The organism is Azospirillum aestuarii, assembly GCF_016632405.1.
Lineage (GTDB): Bacteria > Pseudomonadota > Alphaproteobacteria > Azospirillales > Azospirillaceae > Azospirillum > Azospirillum aestuarii.
This window is the reverse complement of record NZ_JAEPIV010000042.1, coordinates 14,704-31,682: the sequence shown is the minus strand read 5'-3', so window position 1 is coordinate 31,682 and position 16,979 is coordinate 14,704. Positions and strand designations below refer to the sequence as shown.

11 protein-coding genes are annotated in these 16,979 nt (G+C 68.2%); 4 read left to right on the top strand and 7 right to left on the bottom strand.

Annotated features, from left to right (window positions below):
- The first annotated feature begins 168 nt into the window (after positions 1-168).
- Entirely contained in the window at positions 169-1,572 is a 1,404-nt protein-coding gene (pgmG, locus tag JJL56_RS30375; RefSeq protein WP_200487570.1) for a phosphoglucomutase/phosphomannomutase PgmG, read from the top strand.
- 138 nt (positions 1,573-1,710) lie between these two features.
- Here the strand turns inward: pgmG and JJL56_RS30370 are convergent, their stop codons facing one another.
- The 7 genes from JJL56_RS30370 to JJL56_RS33805 form a co-directional block, all read right to left on the bottom strand.
- Positions 1,711-2,580 carry a ParB/RepB/Spo0J family partition protein gene (locus JJL56_RS30370; RefSeq protein ID WP_200487569.1) on the bottom strand — a complete coding sequence of 290 codons (870 nt, stop codon included), beginning with the start codon at positions 2,578-2,580 and terminating at the stop codon, positions 1,711-1,713.
- Entirely contained in the window at positions 2,570-3,562 is a 993-nt protein-coding gene (locus tag JJL56_RS30365; RefSeq protein ID WP_145629477.1) for an AAA family ATPase, read from the bottom strand. Before JJL56_RS30365 ends, JJL56_RS30370 begins: the two co-directional genes overlap by 11 nt.
- A 182-nt stretch (positions 3,563-3,744) precedes the next feature.
- Positions 3,745-6,012, bottom strand: coding sequence for a DUF4347 domain-containing protein (locus JJL56_RS30360; protein ID WP_200487568.1), 2,268 nt, complete (start codon positions 6,010-6,012; stop codon positions 3,745-3,747).
- Positions 6,013-6,439: 427 nt separating this feature from the next.
- A complete protein-coding gene (locus JJL56_RS30355) occupies positions 6,440-9,286 on the bottom strand; it encodes a DUF4347 domain-containing protein (protein WP_200487567.1) in 2,847 nt (948 codons plus the stop codon).
- A 401-nt stretch (positions 9,287-9,687) separates the two neighbouring features.
- Positions 9,688-9,882 carry a hypothetical protein gene (locus JJL56_RS30350; RefSeq protein ID WP_200487566.1) on the bottom strand — a complete coding sequence of 65 codons (195 nt, stop codon included), beginning with the start codon at positions 9,880-9,882 and terminating at the stop codon, positions 9,688-9,690.
- Positions 9,879-10,166, bottom strand: coding sequence for a transposase (locus JJL56_RS30345; protein WP_200487565.1), 288 nt, complete (start codon positions 10,164-10,166; stop codon positions 9,879-9,881). Before JJL56_RS30345 ends, JJL56_RS30350 begins: the two co-directional genes overlap by 4 nt.
- Positions 10,167-11,612: 1,446 nt before the next feature.
- Positions 11,613-11,735, bottom strand: a complete 123-nt coding sequence (locus tag JJL56_RS33805; protein ID WP_282188964.1) for a hypothetical protein — start codon at positions 11,733-11,735, stop codon at positions 11,613-11,615.
- A 53-nt stretch (positions 11,736-11,788) separates the two neighbouring features.
- On the opposite strand from JJL56_RS33805, the gene JJL56_RS30340 reads away from it, so the two are divergent.
- From JJL56_RS30340 to JJL56_RS30330, 3 genes are all read left to right on the top strand, one after another.
- Positions 11,789-12,973 carry a hypothetical protein gene (locus JJL56_RS30340; protein ID WP_200487564.1) on the top strand — a complete coding sequence of 395 codons (1,185 nt, stop codon included), beginning with the start codon at positions 11,789-11,791 and terminating at the stop codon, positions 12,971-12,973.
- A gap of 471 nt (positions 12,974-13,444) precedes the next feature.
- Entirely contained in the window at positions 13,445-15,640 is a 2,196-nt protein-coding gene (locus JJL56_RS30335; protein WP_211112015.1) for a peptidase domain-containing ABC transporter, read from the top strand.
- Positions 15,637-16,959: an HlyD family type I secretion periplasmic adaptor subunit gene (locus JJL56_RS30330; protein ID WP_200487563.1), complete on the top strand. Its 1,323-nt coding sequence runs from the start codon at positions 15,637-15,639 to the stop codon at positions 16,957-16,959. Before JJL56_RS30335 ends, JJL56_RS30330 begins: the two co-directional genes overlap by 4 nt.
- The last annotated feature ends 20 nt before the right edge of the window (positions 16,960-16,979 follow it).

The window sequence follows — 16,979 nt, the reverse complement described above, 5'->3', positions numbered from 1 at the left end:
GAAGCGGGTCAGGAGCCTGCTGAAGAGTCCGGTCATGGTCGACCTGCGCAACGTCTACAATCCCAAGGAGATGGCCGCCGCCGGCTTCGCCTACTCCTCCATCGGACGGCCCGCAGCGCCGTCCCAGAACGTCTGAAGCGATCCGGGACAAGGAGGTCAGTCGAGACCATGAGCGAAGCCCACACTTTCCACCCGACCGTGCTGCGCGAATACGACATCCGCGGCATCGTCGGCAGCACCCTGACCGCGGCGGACGCCCGCGCGGTCGGACGGGCTTTCGGCACCGTGGTCGCGCGCGGCGGCGGGAAGACCGTCTGCGTCGGCTACGACGGCCGGCTCTCTTCGCCGGAGCTGGAAGCCGCCATGGTGGACGGTCTGGCCGCCTGCGGCCTGCATGTGCTGCGCATCGGGCTGGGCCCCACCCCGATGCTGTATTTCGCCACCCGCGACCGCGCGGCGGCGGCCGGCATCATGATCACCGGCTCCCACAACCCGCCGGACTACAACGGCATCAAGATGATGCTGGGCAAGGGTCCGGTCTATGGCCAGCAGATCCTCGACCTCGGCATCATCGCGTCGAAGGCCGACTATGTGTCCGGCGAGGGCTCGTCGGAGCAGATCGACGTTAAGGACGCCTATGTGGACCGCATGATGCGGGACTATGACGGTACCCGCGACCTGACCATCGCCTGGGACGCCGGCAACGGCGCTTCCGGCGAGATCCTACGCCGCCTGACCGCGAAGCTGCCGGGCAAGCACATCCTGCTGTTCGACGAAATCGACGGCAACTTCCCCAACCACCATCCGGACCCGACGGTCGAGAAGAACCTCGTCGACCTGAAGGCAGCGGTGGCGGAGCATGGCTGCGACATCGGCATCGGCTTCGACGGCGACGGCGACCGTATCGGCGCCATCGACCATCTGGGCCGCGTGGTATGGGGCGACCAGCTCGTGGCGATCTACGCCGCCGACGTGCTGAAGAACCACCCCGGCGCCACGATCATCGCCGACGTGAAGGCTAGCCAGACGCTGTTCGACGAGATCGCCCGGCTCGGCGGCACCCCGTTGATGTGGAAGACCGGCCATTCGCTGCTGAAGGCGAAGATGGCCGAAACTGGCTCTCCGCTGGCCGGCGAGATGTCGGGCCACATCTTCTTCGCCGACAAGTGGTACGGCTTCGATGACGCGCTGTACTGCGGGGTGCGGCTGATCGGTCTGGTCAGCAAGCTGAATCAGCCGCTGTCGGAGCTGCGCGACCGCCTGCCGGACGTGGTGAACACCCCGGAAACCCGCTTCCAGGTGAGCGAGGAGCGCAAGTTCCAGGTCGTCCAGGAGGTCAAGGCCCGCCTGAAGGCCGAGGGTGCCGACGTCAACGACATCGACGGCGTGCGCGTCAAGACGGCGGACGGCTGGTGGTTGCTGCGCGCCTCCAACACCCAGGACGTGCTGGTGGCCCGCGCGGAGTCCGGCACGCCCGAAGGGCTGGAGCGGCTGAAGGGCATGGTCGTGGCGCAGTTGGAAGCTTCCGGCCTCCAGGCCCCGTCCTTCGAGGACGGCGGCAGCGCCCACTGATCGGCCGAAATCGAAAAGGCCCTTCCCTGCGGATGCGGGGAAGGGCCTTTTTCTTTGCCTGGGTTCCGACAATGCCGGTGAGAATTCTCACCGCTTCGCGTGAGGAGAAGGATCGGTGAGAATTCTCACCGGCTCCGGTCAGTTTTCCTCACCGTCCAGAATGGCGTCGATGGAACGGCGCAGGTCGCGCAGGACCTCGCGGTCCACATCCTCCAGCCGCTTCGGCTTCTCCTGGAAAGCGTTCAGGGCCTCCCGCGTGCGCAGGATGTTGCGGGAGACGCGCAGGCTGAAGGCGCTCAGCACCGCCTCCGGCTCGTCCCGCGTTCCCGTTGCGGCAACGCCGGGCGTGCGCGGGGCAGGCTGGGGCTGGTCGTCGGCCAAGCGGTCGAGCAGGCGCATCTGCGCCTCCGCGTCGTCGAGCGCGGCGATCTGGTAGAGCTTGTAGCGGGCGATCTTCTTCTCGGCCCCCTCGTAGCGTTCCCTTACCGCCGGGGCGACCCGGGTCAGCCCAAGGGTCCGGGTGATCTCCGCCTTATCGCGCCCCATGATCTGGCCGAGATCGGCGTGGGAATAGCCATGCTTCTCCACGAGCGCCACGAAGGCGTCGGCCTCTTCGAAGGGCGTCAGATCGGCGCGCAGGACGTTCTCCACCACCGCCACCTCGGCGGTGTCGATGCCGTCCGGGACCAGAATGCAGGGAACCGTCTGCTGGCCGAGCGCGCGGACCGCCCGCAGGCGCCGCTCCCCGAAGACGAGCTGGAAGCGGCTCGGCCCCAGCTCCCGCACGCCGATCGGCTGTTGCAGGCCGTATTTGCGGATGGAGTCCGTCAGGGCGACCAGCTCCGCCTCGTCGAAGCGGCGGCGCGGCTGGTCGGGGTTGGCCTCGATCCAGTCCACGTCGGGGTAGACGAGCCGGACGCCCTGCTCCGGCTCCGCGAAGACGGCGAGCGCGCCGCGGCTCATGGCGTTCAGCCGGGCGAGGTTCCCGGTTCCGAGCTTACGCGACATTGGCCACCTCCACACGCTTGCGCCGCTCCACGACGATGGCGTCGGCGAGCGCCCGATAGGACGAGGCCCCCGGCGCGTCCGGCACCGCCTCCAGCGCGGCGCGCCCGGCAAGCGCCGCATCGCCGTAGATGGTCGCCCGCGGCACCGGCGGGAAGATGCGCAGCGTACCGCCCAGCGCGCTGTGGAGCTGCTCCAGAGTCACCTGATGCTGATTCAGGCGGGCGTTGTGCATGGTCGGCAGGATGCCCAGGACGGCAAGGCTGGGGTGGCAGCGCCGCTTCAGCTTGTTGATCGTCTTCAGCAGATGGTTTACGCCGATGGAGGACAGATATTCGGTCTGGCAGGGGATGACGATGACGTCCGACGCCACCAGCCCGTTCGCCGTGCACTGGCCGAGGTTCGGGGGGCAGTCGATGAAGATGAAATCGTAGGCCGCCCGCGCGTCCTGCAGCCGCTCGCGCAAAGCCATCGGGCCGCTGGGGTCGGCGGTCAGCTCCACCTCGACCGACGCCAGTTCGATGCTCGATGGGGCGATCTCCAGACCGATGTCGCCGACCGGAACCACGATGTCCTCGACGGCGACCTCCTCCCGCAGCACGTGGGCAAGCGACTTGCGCCGGCCCTCCTCGTACTCGATCAGGTCGATTCCGAGATGCGCCGTGGCGTTCGCCTGCGGGTCGGCGTCGATGATGAGCACGCGGTAGCCCTCGCGCGCCAGGATGCTGGCGGTGTTGACCGTGCAGGTGGTCTTGCCGACCCCCCCCTTCTGGTTGGCGAGGCAGATGACCAGCGCCGGGCCATGCTTGCCGTCCACCACCGCCGTCTCCTTCAGCAGGAAGCGGACCACCGCGTCGGGGATCTTCTCGCTGTTGCTCTCCCAGCGGGAGATCTTGGACCGGTCGTAGCGCCGCTCCAGCCGTTCGTTCAGCCAAGCCGCGAAATCCGGCTGTGAGAGTTTGCGCTCCTCACGCAGGAGCCTCATGTCTTCGCCACGCAACGTCAACCTCCACAGCGAATGCGCTTGCCGTGTTCAACCGATACGATGGACGCCCGAATCGGTCAAGGTTGACAGTCACCCCCGTTGCATCAACAGCCGGCATCAACAGGAAAAGGCCGGTTCGGGGAAGGGCTTCCCCGGACCGGCGCGTTTCGGACTGATTCAGCTCACAGATTGATGAAGGCGACGTAGTTCTGGTCGCCCATGGTGCCGGTGGTGACGGTCATCGCGCCCACGGCCTTGCCGGTGAAGGTCATGCTGGCGTCGACGGTGCCGTTGCCGTCGATGTCACAATGGACCGTGGCGCCCTTGTAGCCTTCGGCACCGCCCATCTCCTCCCAGGAGAGTTTCGAGACGCCCTCCTGGTAGCCCCACATCGTGGCCCACTCGCCCTGCTCCAGGTCGGTGACGGTGGACCAGGTAACCTCGGTGCCGCGGCCATCGACGAAGAAGGTGTCCTTGCCCGAGCCGCCGATCAGCCAGTTGGAGCCCGAGCCGCCGTCCAGCACGTCGTCCCCGGCCCCACCCCAGGCCGCGTCGTCGCCGCCCAGCAGGTTGATGAAGTCGTTGCCGTCCGACCCGCCCAGCACCTCGCCGCGGGAGTCGCCCAGGAAAGTCCATTGCAGGTCGGAGACCGGGCCTTCATAGGCGTAGGCTTTCACATCCTCGGTCACGCCGTCCACGATGCGCTGCATGGCGGTCGAGGAACGGTCATCCACCGGCGGGGTGGTGGTCGGCGGCTCCGTCGTGGGAGGCGTCGTGGTCGGAGGCTCGGTGGTGGGCGGCTCCGTCGTCGGCGGTTCGGTGGTGGGCGGCGCGTCGATCAGCGTGACGGTGTCGCCGTTGAGCTGGAACTGTCCGGCGGTGAAGCTGCCGACGAAGCGCAGAGTCACGTCGGCGCCCGCCGTACCGTCGGTGCCGATGCGCAGGAAGGTGACGCCGTCCACCGTCTCTGCCTGCACCTGCCCGGCGCCGAGCTGGCTGCCGTTGCCGGCGGTGGCCGTCCCGGTCATGGCCGTGCCGGTGATGGTGAAGGCGTCGCCCACCATGGCCCCGGTCACCCCGCTGGTGAAGCCGCTGGCCTGGGCGGTGGTCATCGTCACCGTGTGGCGGGCGCTGCCGGTCAGATCCAGGTTCTCGACACTGGTCAGGGCCATGCCGGAGATGTCGATCTGCGGCGTCGCCGTGGTGATCTTGCCTTCCGGATCGGTCACGTTGTCGGAGCTGATGCGCAGCGTGTCGGTGCCGTCGCCGCCGTCGTAGGACACCGTGCCGGCGTCGCCCTGCGCGGCGATGATGAAGGTGTCGTTGCCGGCGCCGCCCTGGATGACGTCGGCCTCGTCCATGTTGCCGTGTTCGCCGCTGTAGAAGACATCGTCGCCATCGCCGCCGATCATCGTGTCGGCGTCCCAGTCGCCGACCAGCGTGTCGTTGCCGGCCCCGCCCATCAGGCTGTCCTTGCCGCCGCCGCCGACCAGCAGATCATCGCCGTCGTCGCCATGGAGCATGTCGTCGTCGGCCCGCCCGAAGATCTGGTCGTTGCCGGCCCCGCCATGGACGGTGTCGTTGCCGTTGCCGCTCTCCAGCGTGTCGTTGCCGGCCCCGCCGGTCACCAGGTCGGCGCCGTCATGAGCCCAGAACCACACGGGGTCGTTCCCGGCCACCATGGTGTCGTCGAAGTTGGAGCCGACCCAGCGCTCGATGTCGATGAAGGTGTCGCCCGCGGCGTCGCCCGTGCTGTTGCCCGGAGTCAGCAGGTCGAGCACGATGCCCGAGGTGGCGGTCTCGTAGGACGCCTCGTCGAAGCCGGTCCCACCGTTCAGCACGTCGGCGCCCGCACCACCGATCAGCGTGTCGTTGCCGCCGCCGCCGTTCAGCGTGTCGTTGCCGGCCCCGCCTTCGATCACATCCGGCTCGTCATCGCTGGTCAGCAGGTCGGGACCCGCCGTCGTGGTGCCGGTCACGGCCAGGACATGGGTCCAGCCCTCAACCGCCGCGAAGGGGGAGGGGGTGCCGACCGGCGCGGTGCGCAGGTCGAGCGTCCAGGAGGCGCCCTGCGCCGCCGGACCGACCAGCCCCGAGGAGGCCGCGACCGCGGCGCCCGTGGCGGCGGCCAGCCGGTCGAGGAGGAGACGGCCCTCGGCACCCGCGCCGGCATGGCAGGCGTGGATGTGGATCTCGGTGCCGCGCGCGTCCGGCCAGGAGCGGTCGAGCAGCGAGCGCGCGTCCAGCGGCTGGGCGCCCAGCAGGACCCGTCCCGGCTCGCCATGGGCGACCAGATGCAGGACGGACGGGCGTGCGGCGAGCGCTGCGGCCAGAACGGCGTGGGCATCCTCGGCGGCGGAGACGAGCATGACCTGGACGTCGGGACGGCGGTGGCTGAGCAGCCCGTCGAGATCCTCAAGTCCAGCGTCCGCGATGATGACTTCGTTCAAGGGAAACTCTCCGTGCATTCTGTGGTGATCGCTGGGGCGCCCGGTCGCATCGTTCGCGTTTACGGGAGGTTCGCGGATACGGGGAAGCGCGACACCCAATCACATGCGCTTTCGGAGAGCATCTTCGCAATTGCCCAAGAAGAAATAACACGTTCTCATCAATGGAACGTGGTTATCGGATTATCTTACTTGATAACAGGAAACTCAACAGGCCTATGATCTCTCATTGTCCTATGAAGAGCGGGACGAATTCCAACCATCAAGAACGAATACAGGAAAATATGGCGATGGCTTCAGGATCTTTGGAAAAGATAAACGCCACACCAACGGATTGCCTCAAGCGGCGAAGGCGAACGAGAAACGGCCCGGGGAAGGGTTCCCCGGGCCGCTTTTCCGCTCGGTGTCTCAGATCACAAACCGGACCGGATCACAGGCTGATGAAGGCGATGTAGTTCTGGTCGCCCATGGTGCCGGTGGTGGTGGTCATGGCGCCCACGGCCTTGCCGGCGAAGGTCATGCTGGCGTCGACGGTGCCGTTGCCGTCGATGTCGCAATGGACCGTCGCGCCCTTGTAGCCTTCGGCACCATCCATCTCCTCCCAGCGCAGCGTGGAGACGCCTTCCTGGTAGCCCCAAAGGGTGGACCACTCGCCCTGCTCCAGGTCGGTGACGGTGGACCAGGTAACCTCGGTGCCGCGGCCATCGACGAAGAAGGTGTCCTTGCCCGAGCCGCCGATCAGCCAGTTGGAGCCCGAGCCGCCGTCCAGCACGTCGTCCCCGGCCCCACCCGCGGCCGCGTCGTCGCCGCCCAGCAGGTTCAGGAAGTCGTTGCCGTCCGACCCGCCCAGCACCTCGCCGCGGGAGTCGCCCAGGAAGGTCCATTGCAGAGTGGTGACCGGGCCTTCATAGGCGTAGGCCTTCACGTCCTCGGTCACGCCGTCCACGATGCGCTGCATGGCGGTCGAGGGACGGTTGTCCACCGGCGGGGTGGTGGTCGGCGGCTCCGTCGTGGGAGGAGTCGTGGTCGGCGGTTCGGTGGTCGGCGGGGTCGAGGGGGTCCCGCTCAGGGTGATCCCGCTGCCGTTGACCTGGAACTGATCTGCCGCGAAGCCGCCGGCGAAGCGCAGAGTCACGTCGGCGCCCGCCGTCGCGTCGGTGCCGATGTGCAGCAGGGTGACGCCGTTCACCGTCTCGGCCTGCACCTGCCCGGCGGTGAGCTGGCTGCCGTTGCCGGCGGTGACCGCGCCCGTCATGGCCGTGCCCGTGACGGTAAAGACATCGCCGCCGGTGGCGCCGGTGATGCTGGCGAAACCGATGGCCTGGGCGGCGGTCATCGTCACCGTGTGGCGGACGCTGCCGACCAGTTCCAGCCTCTCCACGCTGGTCAGGGCCATGCCGGAGATGTCGATCTGCGGCGTCGCCGTGGTGATCTTGTTTTCCGGATCGGCGACGTTGTCGGAGCTGATGCGCAGCGTGTCGGTGCCCTCGCCGCCGTCGTAGGAGACGGTGCCGGCGTCGCTCTGTGCGGCGATGATGAAGGTGTCGTTGCCGGCGCCGCCCTGGATGATGTCGGCCTCCGGCAGGGGATCGTGCGCGCCGCTGTAGAACACGTCGTCGCCGTCGCCGCCGATCATCGTGTCGACGCCCCAATCGCCGATCATCGTGTCGTTGCCGGTGCCGCCATCGAGCATGTCGTTGCCGCCGCCGCCGGCCAGCAGGTCGTTGCCGGCCTCGCCGTACAGCATGTCATCGTCGGCCCGCCCGAAGGCCCGGTCGTCGCCGCCGCCGCCGTAGATCGTGTCGTTGCCGATGCCGCTTTCCATCGTGTCGTTGCCGGCGCCGCCGATCTCGACATCGTTGCCGCCATGACCCCAGAACCAGACGCCGTCGTCGTTGCCGACCAGCCGGTCGTCGAACTCGCTGCCGATCCAGCGCTCGATGTTGGTGAAGGTGTCGCCCGCGGCATCCCCGGTGCTGTTCGCCGGATTGCGCAGATCCAGCACGACGCCTGCGGTGGCGTTCGCGTAGGTCACCTCGTCGAAGCCGTCGCCGCCGTCGAACACGTCGGCTCCGGCGCCGCCCTCCATGGTGTCGTGGCCGATGCCGCCGATCAGCGTGTCGTTGCCGGCGCCGCCATTCATCAGGTCATTGCCCTGGCCGCCGTCCAGGCTGTCGTCGCCGTCACCGCCGTTGATGGTGTCGGCGTCTCCTTCACCGAACAGCGTGTCGTTGCCGGCGCCGCCGTCGAGCATGTCGTTGCCCCAGCCGCCGTAGATCAGATCGTTGCCGGCCTCGCCGTAGAGCACGTCGTTGTCGGCGCGGCTGTAGATCTGGTCGTCACCGGCCCCGCCATAGACGGTGTCGTTGCCGTCGCCGCTCTCCATCGTGTCGTTGCCAGCGCCGCCGATCTCCACGTCGTCGCCCGCATGGCCCCAGAACCACACGGGGTCGCTTCCAGCCACCATGGTGTCGTTGTAGTTGGAGCCGATCCAGCGCTCGATGCCGGTGAAGCTGTCGCCCGCGGCATCGCCCGTGCTGTTCGCGGGGGTGCCGATGTCGATGATCATGCCGGAGGTGGCGTTCTCGTAGGTGACGACGTCGAAACCGTCGCCGCCGTCGAACACGTCGGCCCCGGCGCCGCCGTCCATGGTGTCGTGGCCAACGCCGCCGATCAGCGTGTCGTTGCCGCCGTTGCCGATCAGAATGTCGTTGCCGGCCCCGCCGCTGATGTTGTCCGCCGCGTCATCGCTGGTCAGCGTGTCGTTGCCGTCGGTCGGCGTGCCGGTCACGGCCAGTTCATGGGCCCAGCCGCGCGCCCCGGCGCCCTCGACCCCAGCGAAGGGGGAGGGGGTAAACACGGGCGCGGTGCGCACGTCGAGCTTCCAGGAGGCTCCCCGATCCGCCGGGCCGACCGGCCCCGAGGAGGCCGCGACCGCGGCGCCCGTGGCGGCGGCCAGCCGGTCGAGGAGGAGACGGCCCTCGGCACCCGCGCCGGCATGGCAGGCGTGGATGTGGATCTCGGTGCCGCGCGCATCCGGCCAGAAGCGGTCGAGCAGCGAGCGCGCGTCCAGCGGCTGGGCGCCCAGCAGGACCCGTCCCGGCTCGCCATGGGCGACCAGATGCAGGACGGACGGGCGTGCGGCGAGGACGGCGGCCAGGACGGCGTGGCCATCGTCGGTGGCGGAGACGAGCGTAACCTGAACGTCGGGACGGCGGTGGCTGAGCAGCCCGTCGAGATTCTCAAGCCCAGCGTCCGCGATGATGACTTCGTTCAAAGGAAACTCTCCGTGAATTTTGTTGTGATCGTTGGGATGCCCGAGCGCCCCGACCGCGTATACGGCAAAGCGTGCGACTTCCTATGACATGAATTTCCGGGGCATAGTCCTGCAACTGCCTAATAAGGAATAACTCCTACTCCTTGCAAAATGCGCCGGTTCTATTGATATGCATGCCGACCGGAGAACTTCTTCCGGATTATCGCTTTACTAGATCTTAAATCCTTCGGATGCCCCGCAACCTCCGTGCGGCGAAGGGCGGGCGCAATCGATAGTGCCGCGGCGCATTTCGAGGCGGCGGCGCACAAAGGACGGTGACACGGATGCCCCGCCGAAGCGGCGGCGCGAAGCGTTGGTGCACGGACGCGGGCGGCCGGTCTGTTCGTCCTTTCTGCCGCTGGTTACGCCTTGCGAACCGAGACCGGGCGTCCTGTCTTGAGCATGCGGTTCAGGGCGGTGACGCCGATCATGGCCTCGGCTTGCTGGGCAGGCAGAGTCCGGGCGTGCAAGCGGTCACCGAGGATGCCCTTGTAGCGGGCCATCGCCGTTTCGCCCTTGGAGCGGCGTCCGTAGCCAGTCTCCCGCTGCCAGCTCATCCGACCATTCGCAGCAATCCGCTGAAGGTGGTGGTCGCACGGCGTCGGGGCGGTCTCGGCCTGATTGCTGGGCCCGCGGTGGCGCGCGGTGGGATGATCACCACGGCTCCAGGATCGTGCTGCGCGATGGTTTGGTAGATCGGCTCCCCGTCATAGGCGCCGTCCGCCAGCACCGTGGTGATGGGGCCATGGGTCTGCGCGAGCAACGGGCCGACCTGCGAAGCGTCTCCAGCCTCGGTGGTGGTCAGCACCGCGCCGACAATCGTCGAGGACGCTGCGTCCACACACAGGTGATCCCCGTTACGCCGGTCATCATGGTCGGCGCCAACGAGTTGACGGTGCCGTTCGTGGGGTGGGAGGCGGGGCGGACAACAGGACAACGCGACGGACCATGTTGGCGCAACGGGGGGCTACGAGCGGGCTACGGGCGGACAACGCAGGACAACGGGACACGGAGCGGACAACAGGATTGACAACGGCGGGACCACGAGGCCACAACGCAGGACAACGCCTCAAGGCTTGACGCCTTGTGGTGGTGATCGATGGAGGAAGGCGCGCGCCCCCGGTGGGCGGCTTTGCGCGCTAAAGAAGCGGCGTGTGGCGGAGGTTCGCGTGCCATTTTTTGATCAACACACCTGTGCATCAATATGCATGGGTTTTCATGACATGCGGCTGGCTCCGTAGCCTTCGAGCACCTTTTTCCTTTTCGCTACAAGGATTTGCACGCGAGCTGGCGACTGTGCAGGAGGCTCTCCTCTATGCCAGCGCCGTCGCAATGACTAGGCGGACGTGAGCTTGCCAAAAACGACGTGTGGAGACGGCCAGCCAAGCCGTCGCGAAAAGGCGCAAGTCATTGAAAACGCTTGTGACGAGCAGACATTTACCCGGAAAGCCCGTGCAGATTGATGCACAGGTGTGTTGACCTATGCCGTGGGCTGCCACCTCCCGCCTCGTTGCCGCTTCCGCACAACTCCGAATAGCGAGCGCGCTGCCGAAACGGCCGCTTTGCGCTCGCTGACGCGCTGTCCGTGAGCCGTGTCTGTTCCGCCTCGCGCTGCGCCCGCCCAGTTGCCGCCGCGCTGCCCTGCTCCGTGCTGTCCAGACGCTTGCGCGTTGTTTCCGTGCCTTGAGTTGGCCGTGCTGCGCGTGCCGTCTGCTGGCGTGCTGTCTGGAGCCTTGAGCGCCTTGTGGCCACCGCGATCTGGCGCCGTGCTGGAGCGTGCGCCTTGGTAGCGGAGCGGTGCGAAAATGCCAGGCCGACCAAGGCGTTGCCCTCGCTGGCTGCATCTGGCGCCTCTGAGTGCAGGCTGTGCCATCGTGATGCGGCCGATGCGCGATGGCTGAAGGTGTTGGCGTTGCTGTGATTCTGTGTGGTGGCGTGTCCAGGCGCCTGGAGCGTGGCGTCTGGTCGAGGTGGCGTGGCTGGCGCTGGGCTGGTGGCGTGACCTGGACCCGTGAACGCGGCACCGAAGGCGCCGCGCGCATGGATTTTCGGGATGGGATGGTGCAAGCGGTGGTGGAGAAAGTGACGGCGTAGCTGGGCGGCGGGCGGGGTTTTGGGGCTGCGGTTGGCGGACATGGAACGGCCAACGTTCGTTGCGTCGCAACAGGGTAACAACGCAGCCGCACCGTGAACGCAACGAGCGCAGCAGTGGGCCGCAACGGCGCTGCAACGGGCTGCATCCGTTCCGGGGAAGAACGCATCACCCCGGAGATGATCAAGGATTACGTCAGCCTGCCGGTCTTGGCGTGACCGGCAGGCCGCTGTTCACCACCATGCCGGAATTGCCGGTGGTGCCGTTGCCGGCCAGCGGAGAGGCTCTGGGCAGCTGGGTCTGGGCGATCGCACACATCTACGGGCTGACGCCAAGGATACCTTCGACAGCTGAGCATTCCGCATCGCTGGATGACCAAGGCGATCCACCGGGACTTGGTGATCCGGCCGCTGCCGAGCGTGATGGAGCGGCTTCAGGCTGACACCGGGGTGGCTCCGGAGGTTCTGCGGCGCATGACCTTCTCCGGGCTGGACCGTGAGCTGGAGGACGCCTGCCACTACCACCACCTCCCTTGCGCAGCCTGCGTGGACGAGGCGTCTCGTCGGGCCGGCCGGCCTGTCGACTTGCTTCATGCGTGGGCCGTGTGGCGCGTCGTCTGCCCCGATCATCCTCCCTGCCCGAAGCCGAGGGACGTGGCGGAAGGACTCCCGCTGGCGCCCTTCTACGGCCAGGTGCGGACCATCATCACATTTCTCGACCGGGCGGCGTTCGATCCGCGGGCGTTGGAAGGCATCGTCGGCACACGGATGGCTCCAGCCCTCACGGTTGCGGCCTTCGTGCGGTTTGTGTTTCTGCTGAACGCGTATCTCAGCGTCCGCGTCACCGAGTTTGACGAGTTCCGTGATTTGGCCGGGTTCCGCATCCGGCATGCCTTCTCCCGGAACGAGGACGGTGAACCGATGCCGCTTCCACCGGAGGAACGGAACGACCCGGCCATCTTCCTGGTTCTGGCGTGGCAACTCGTGGCCGATCCGATGCGCACACTGCTGGCCGGCTTGCACACCGCCAGCCCGGTTCACCGCAAGACCGAACGCGATGCCGGACAGTTCATGGCGCTGGTCGGGCTCCTGCTGGAATTTTGGCCGGGCGAGATGCTGTCTCTGCTTCTGACCGGGCATGCCTTGTCCCGCCGGGCCTGGAGCGGCGATGGCGTCCGCACCGGGCTGGCCATCGCCGCGACCGATCAATGGAGCAACGATCCGAGCCATTCCGCGCGCCTGGCCGAGGCGCAGTGGAATCACACCGCCTGGACGAGGGTTCTGTTTTCCGACGCGATCCGGAACCGTCATACCGGATGGAGATCGCGGTTTCCGATCGACGGGCCGTTCCAGTCCGGGTTTGTGGCCGCCAACACGAAGGCGGCGAGCCTGATCGGGCAGGCCCGCCGTGACGCATGGAGGCCCAGCCAGGATGAGCGATCTGGTCTGGGACGGTTCCTGGCGAAACCAGCGCCGGCGATCCGGGAGGCGCACGCAGCTCCGCCGCAACCGATGTCGGTGCCCGCCATCCCAACGCACATCGCGCAGGCCGTTTAGTTCGCCTTGGACGCCCATGGCCCCCTGCCGACCGGAAGGCTCCGAGCGCGCCAACGGCGTGCGGTGCAGCGCAAACTGTCCGCGGCGGCGGTCCGATGCTTGAATCAGGAGGCGTGGTACGGGATAGCCGGCAGCACCTCACACGACCCGCCCGTTCCGTCCCGGAAGACGCGTTGATGCCGGGGCGCCGACCGCGGTGGGCCTTGTTTGGGCCGTGGGCCGCCGTGATGATCCTCACCATGGTCGGCATCACCGAAACCTCAACCAGCGTGTCCGCCCCAGCGGTCATGCACAGGGGCACACAGCCGCGCTCGGACATGACAGAAATTTTATGATTGGCGTTGACTGGTTTAATGTCGTTGTGGCATTGCAACTTTTTACGAGAATGTATGCGGAAAATGCCCTTTTCTCGGGTTCCAGAGACATAAACGCATACAGATATATGCAAGACTCTAGGAATTGGTGCCCTTATTGGTTGCTCTTGAGTGTCAGATCGAGGACGTCACGCCGACGATCCGTCCACCCTCGGTTCCCCCTTCCGGGGAACATGCCCTGTCCGCCTTTCTGCGGCTGACCGGCCGTCCAGTCGACGCCGGCCAGATCACGGCGGCGGTGGCGGGATTGCCCCAGCCGCTCGACGGCAAGGCGCTGGTGGCCGTGGCGCACCGGCTGGGCGCTCCGGTCCGGCGCCACCGGGTCGGGCGGCGGAGGCTGGCGGGGACCCGGCTGCCCGCCCTGGCGGAAATGGCCGGTGGCGAGGTCGTTCTGATCGCCCGCGCCGATGCCGAGCGCGTGCTCCTGCTCGACACCGTGGCCAACCGTCCGGTGGAGCAGACACGCGACACCTTCGACGCCTCATGGACCGGCCATCTGATCACCTCGGCACCGGTCGGCGCCGCCCGGCCCTTCGGGTTGGCGTGGTTCCTGCCGGCCCTGGGCCGGCATGCCGGCGTGCTGAGTCAGGTCACGCTGGCCTCGCTGTGCATCCAGCTCTTCGGGCTGGCGACCCCGCTGTTCAGCATGATCGTCATCGACAAGGTGCTGTCCTCCGGCACCATCACCACGCTGGACGTGCTGGCCATCGGTATGGCGGCGATGGCGGTGTTCGACTTCCTGATGGGCGCCCTGCGCGCAGCACTGCTGTCCCACACCACCAACAAGGTCGACGTGGAGTTGGGCAGCCGGCTGTTCGAGCATCTGATGGCCCTGCCGCTGGCCTTCTTCGAAAGCCGCCCCGTCGGCGCCCTCGCCGCCCGGGTGAAGGAGCTGGACAGCGTGCGCGCCCTGCTGACCGGACCGGGGCTGACGGTGCTGCTGGACGTGCTGTTCACTTTGATCTTCATCGCGGTGATGTGGTCCTTCAGCCCGTACCTGACGGGCATCGTGCTGCTGACGCTGCTGGGCTTCGCGCTGGTCCACGGGCTGCTGGCGCCGCTGCTGAAGGCGCGGCTGACCGACCGCTTCGCCAAGGGCGCCGAGGCCCAGGCCTTCCTGGTCGAGGCGGTGCATGGGGTCGAGACGCTGAAGGCCGCGGCGGCGGAACCGCGCATGCTCCACCGCTGGCAGGAACTGCTGGTCGCCAACACGCGGGCCTCCTTCCGCTCCGCCGTGCTGTCGGAGACGGCCAACCAGGCGGTCGCCTTCCTGACCAAGATCATGAGCGTGGCCATCCTGTGGTACGGGGCCCGGCTGGTGATGGACGGGGCGCTGACCGCCGGCACGCTGATCGCCTTCAACATGATAGGCGGGCGGATCAGCGCCCCGGTGCTGCGGCTGGCGCAGATGTGGCAGCAGGTCGAGCAGGGCCGCGTCGCAATCGCCAGGCTGGGCGACGTGATGAACGCCCAGCGCGAGCCCGGCGCCGTGCCCGGGCGCACGCCGCTGGGGCGGATCGAGGGGCGGGTGGCGCTGCGCGGCGTCACCTTCCGCTACGGGCCGCGCGGGCCGGCGGTGCTGGAGGGGCTGAGCTTCGCCGTCCCGGCCGGACAGGTGGTCGGGGTGGTCGGGCTGTCCGGCTCCGGCAAATCCACGCTGGTCCGGCTGCTGCAGCGGCTACATGTGCCGGAGCGTGGGGCGGTGACGGTGGATGGCATCGACCTCGCCGGGGTCGATCCGGCGTGGCTGCGCCGGCAGCTCGGCGTGGTGCCGCAGGACGTGACGCTGTTCAACCGGTCGGTGCGCGAGAACATCGCCCTGGCCGACCCAACGCTGGACATGGAACGGATCGAGGCGGCGGCCCGGCTGGCCGGGGCGCACGACTTCATCGCCGCCCTGCCGGAGGGCTACGACACAGTGGTGGGCGAGCGCGGCATGCGGCTGTCCGGCGGGCAGCGGCAGCGGCTGGCCCTGGCCCGCGCCCTGGCGGGCGACCCGCGTATTCTGATCCTGGACGAGGCGACGAGCGCGCTCGACTATGAATCGGAGATGCTGATCCACCGCAACATGCGGGGCATCTGCGCCGGGCGGACGGTGTTCATCGTGGCCCACCGGCTGGCCGCGCTGCGTCACGCCGACCGCATCCTGGTGCTGGAGCACGGGCGGGTGGTGGAGGACGGGCCACACGCCAAGCTGGTCGCCGCCGGCGGGCGCTACGCCCGGCTGCACGCCATCCAGGCCGGCCTGGCGGCGCCCCAGCAGCCCCGGCCACCGGCGGGAGGCCCAGCATGACCGCGATCCCGGAGCACAGCCTGCACGACCTGTTGCCGCCGCCGATCCTGGAGGTGACCGAGGAGCCCCCGCCCTGGCTGCTGTGGCTTCTGCCCTGGCTGGTGATGGCGGCGACCGCCGCCGGTCTGATCTGGGGGGTGGTGGGGGAGCTGGACATCGTGGTGCCGGCGCAGGGGACGCTGGTGCCCTCAGGGCGGGTCAAGGTGATCCAGCCGCCCGAGCAGCGGGTGGTCCGGCGCATCCTGGTCAGCGAAGGGCAGCGTGTGGCGGCGGGCGACGTCCTGCTGGAGTTCGACACCACCGACGCCCTGGCCGACCGCGACCGCACGGCCAAGGAGCTGGCAGCGGCCCGGCTGCGGGCGGCGCGGCTGCGCGCGGCCCTCGCCGGGGCGGCGGGCTTCGCGGTGCCGGAGGGCGCCGATCCGGCACGCGCCGCCGACGAGCGCCGGCTGTTCGAGGCGGAGCGGGCGCGGCTGGAGGGCGAGGCGTCGGGCCTGCGCCAGGAACGCGACCGGGCGCAGGCGACACGCGAGGCGACGGCGGCGACGATCGCCAAGCTGGAGGCGGTGCTGCCGCTGATCCGCACGCGGGAGGAGGCCAAGCGGGCGCTGGTCGAGCGCCAGCACGCCACGACCTCGGAGTACCTGACGCTGCGCCAGGAGCTGGTGACCGCCGAGGCCGACCTACGCATCCAGCGCGCGACCCTGCGCGAGGCGGATCTGGCGGCGGCGGCGGCGGCGGACCGGATCGATCAGGCGCGCCGTTCGGCCGCGCGCGATCAGGCGGCGGAGCTGGTGGAGGCAGAAACCCGCGCCGCAAGCTTGGGCGAAGAACTGGCAAAGACGGAGCAGCGTCTGGCGGCGCTGACCCTGCGGGCGCCGGAGGACGGGACGGTTCATGAGTTGGCGCTGCACACGGTGGGCGGGGTGGCTCAGTCGGCGCAGCCGCTGATGAAGCTGGTGCCGGTGGGTGCGGTGCTGGAGGTTGAGGCGACGGTGCTGAACCGCGACGTCGGATTCCTGGAGCCCGGTCAGCCGGTGCAGGTGAAGCTGGACGCCTTCGCCTTCACGAAATACGGGGCGGTGCCGGGCCGGGTGCAAGCGGTGTCGTCGGACGCGGTGGCGGACGAGCGGCTGGGGCCGGTCTACAAGGTCCGGGTGGCGCTGGACCGGCAGGACATCACAGTGAACGGGCGCGCCGTGCCGCTCGGGCCGGGGCTGTCGGCCACTGTGGATGTCCGCACCGGCAGCCGGCGGGTCATCGACTATCTGCTGATGCCGGTGTTCAAGGCGACGCAGGAAGCCATGCGGGAGCGATGACTTGACCAAATAAGATCTTC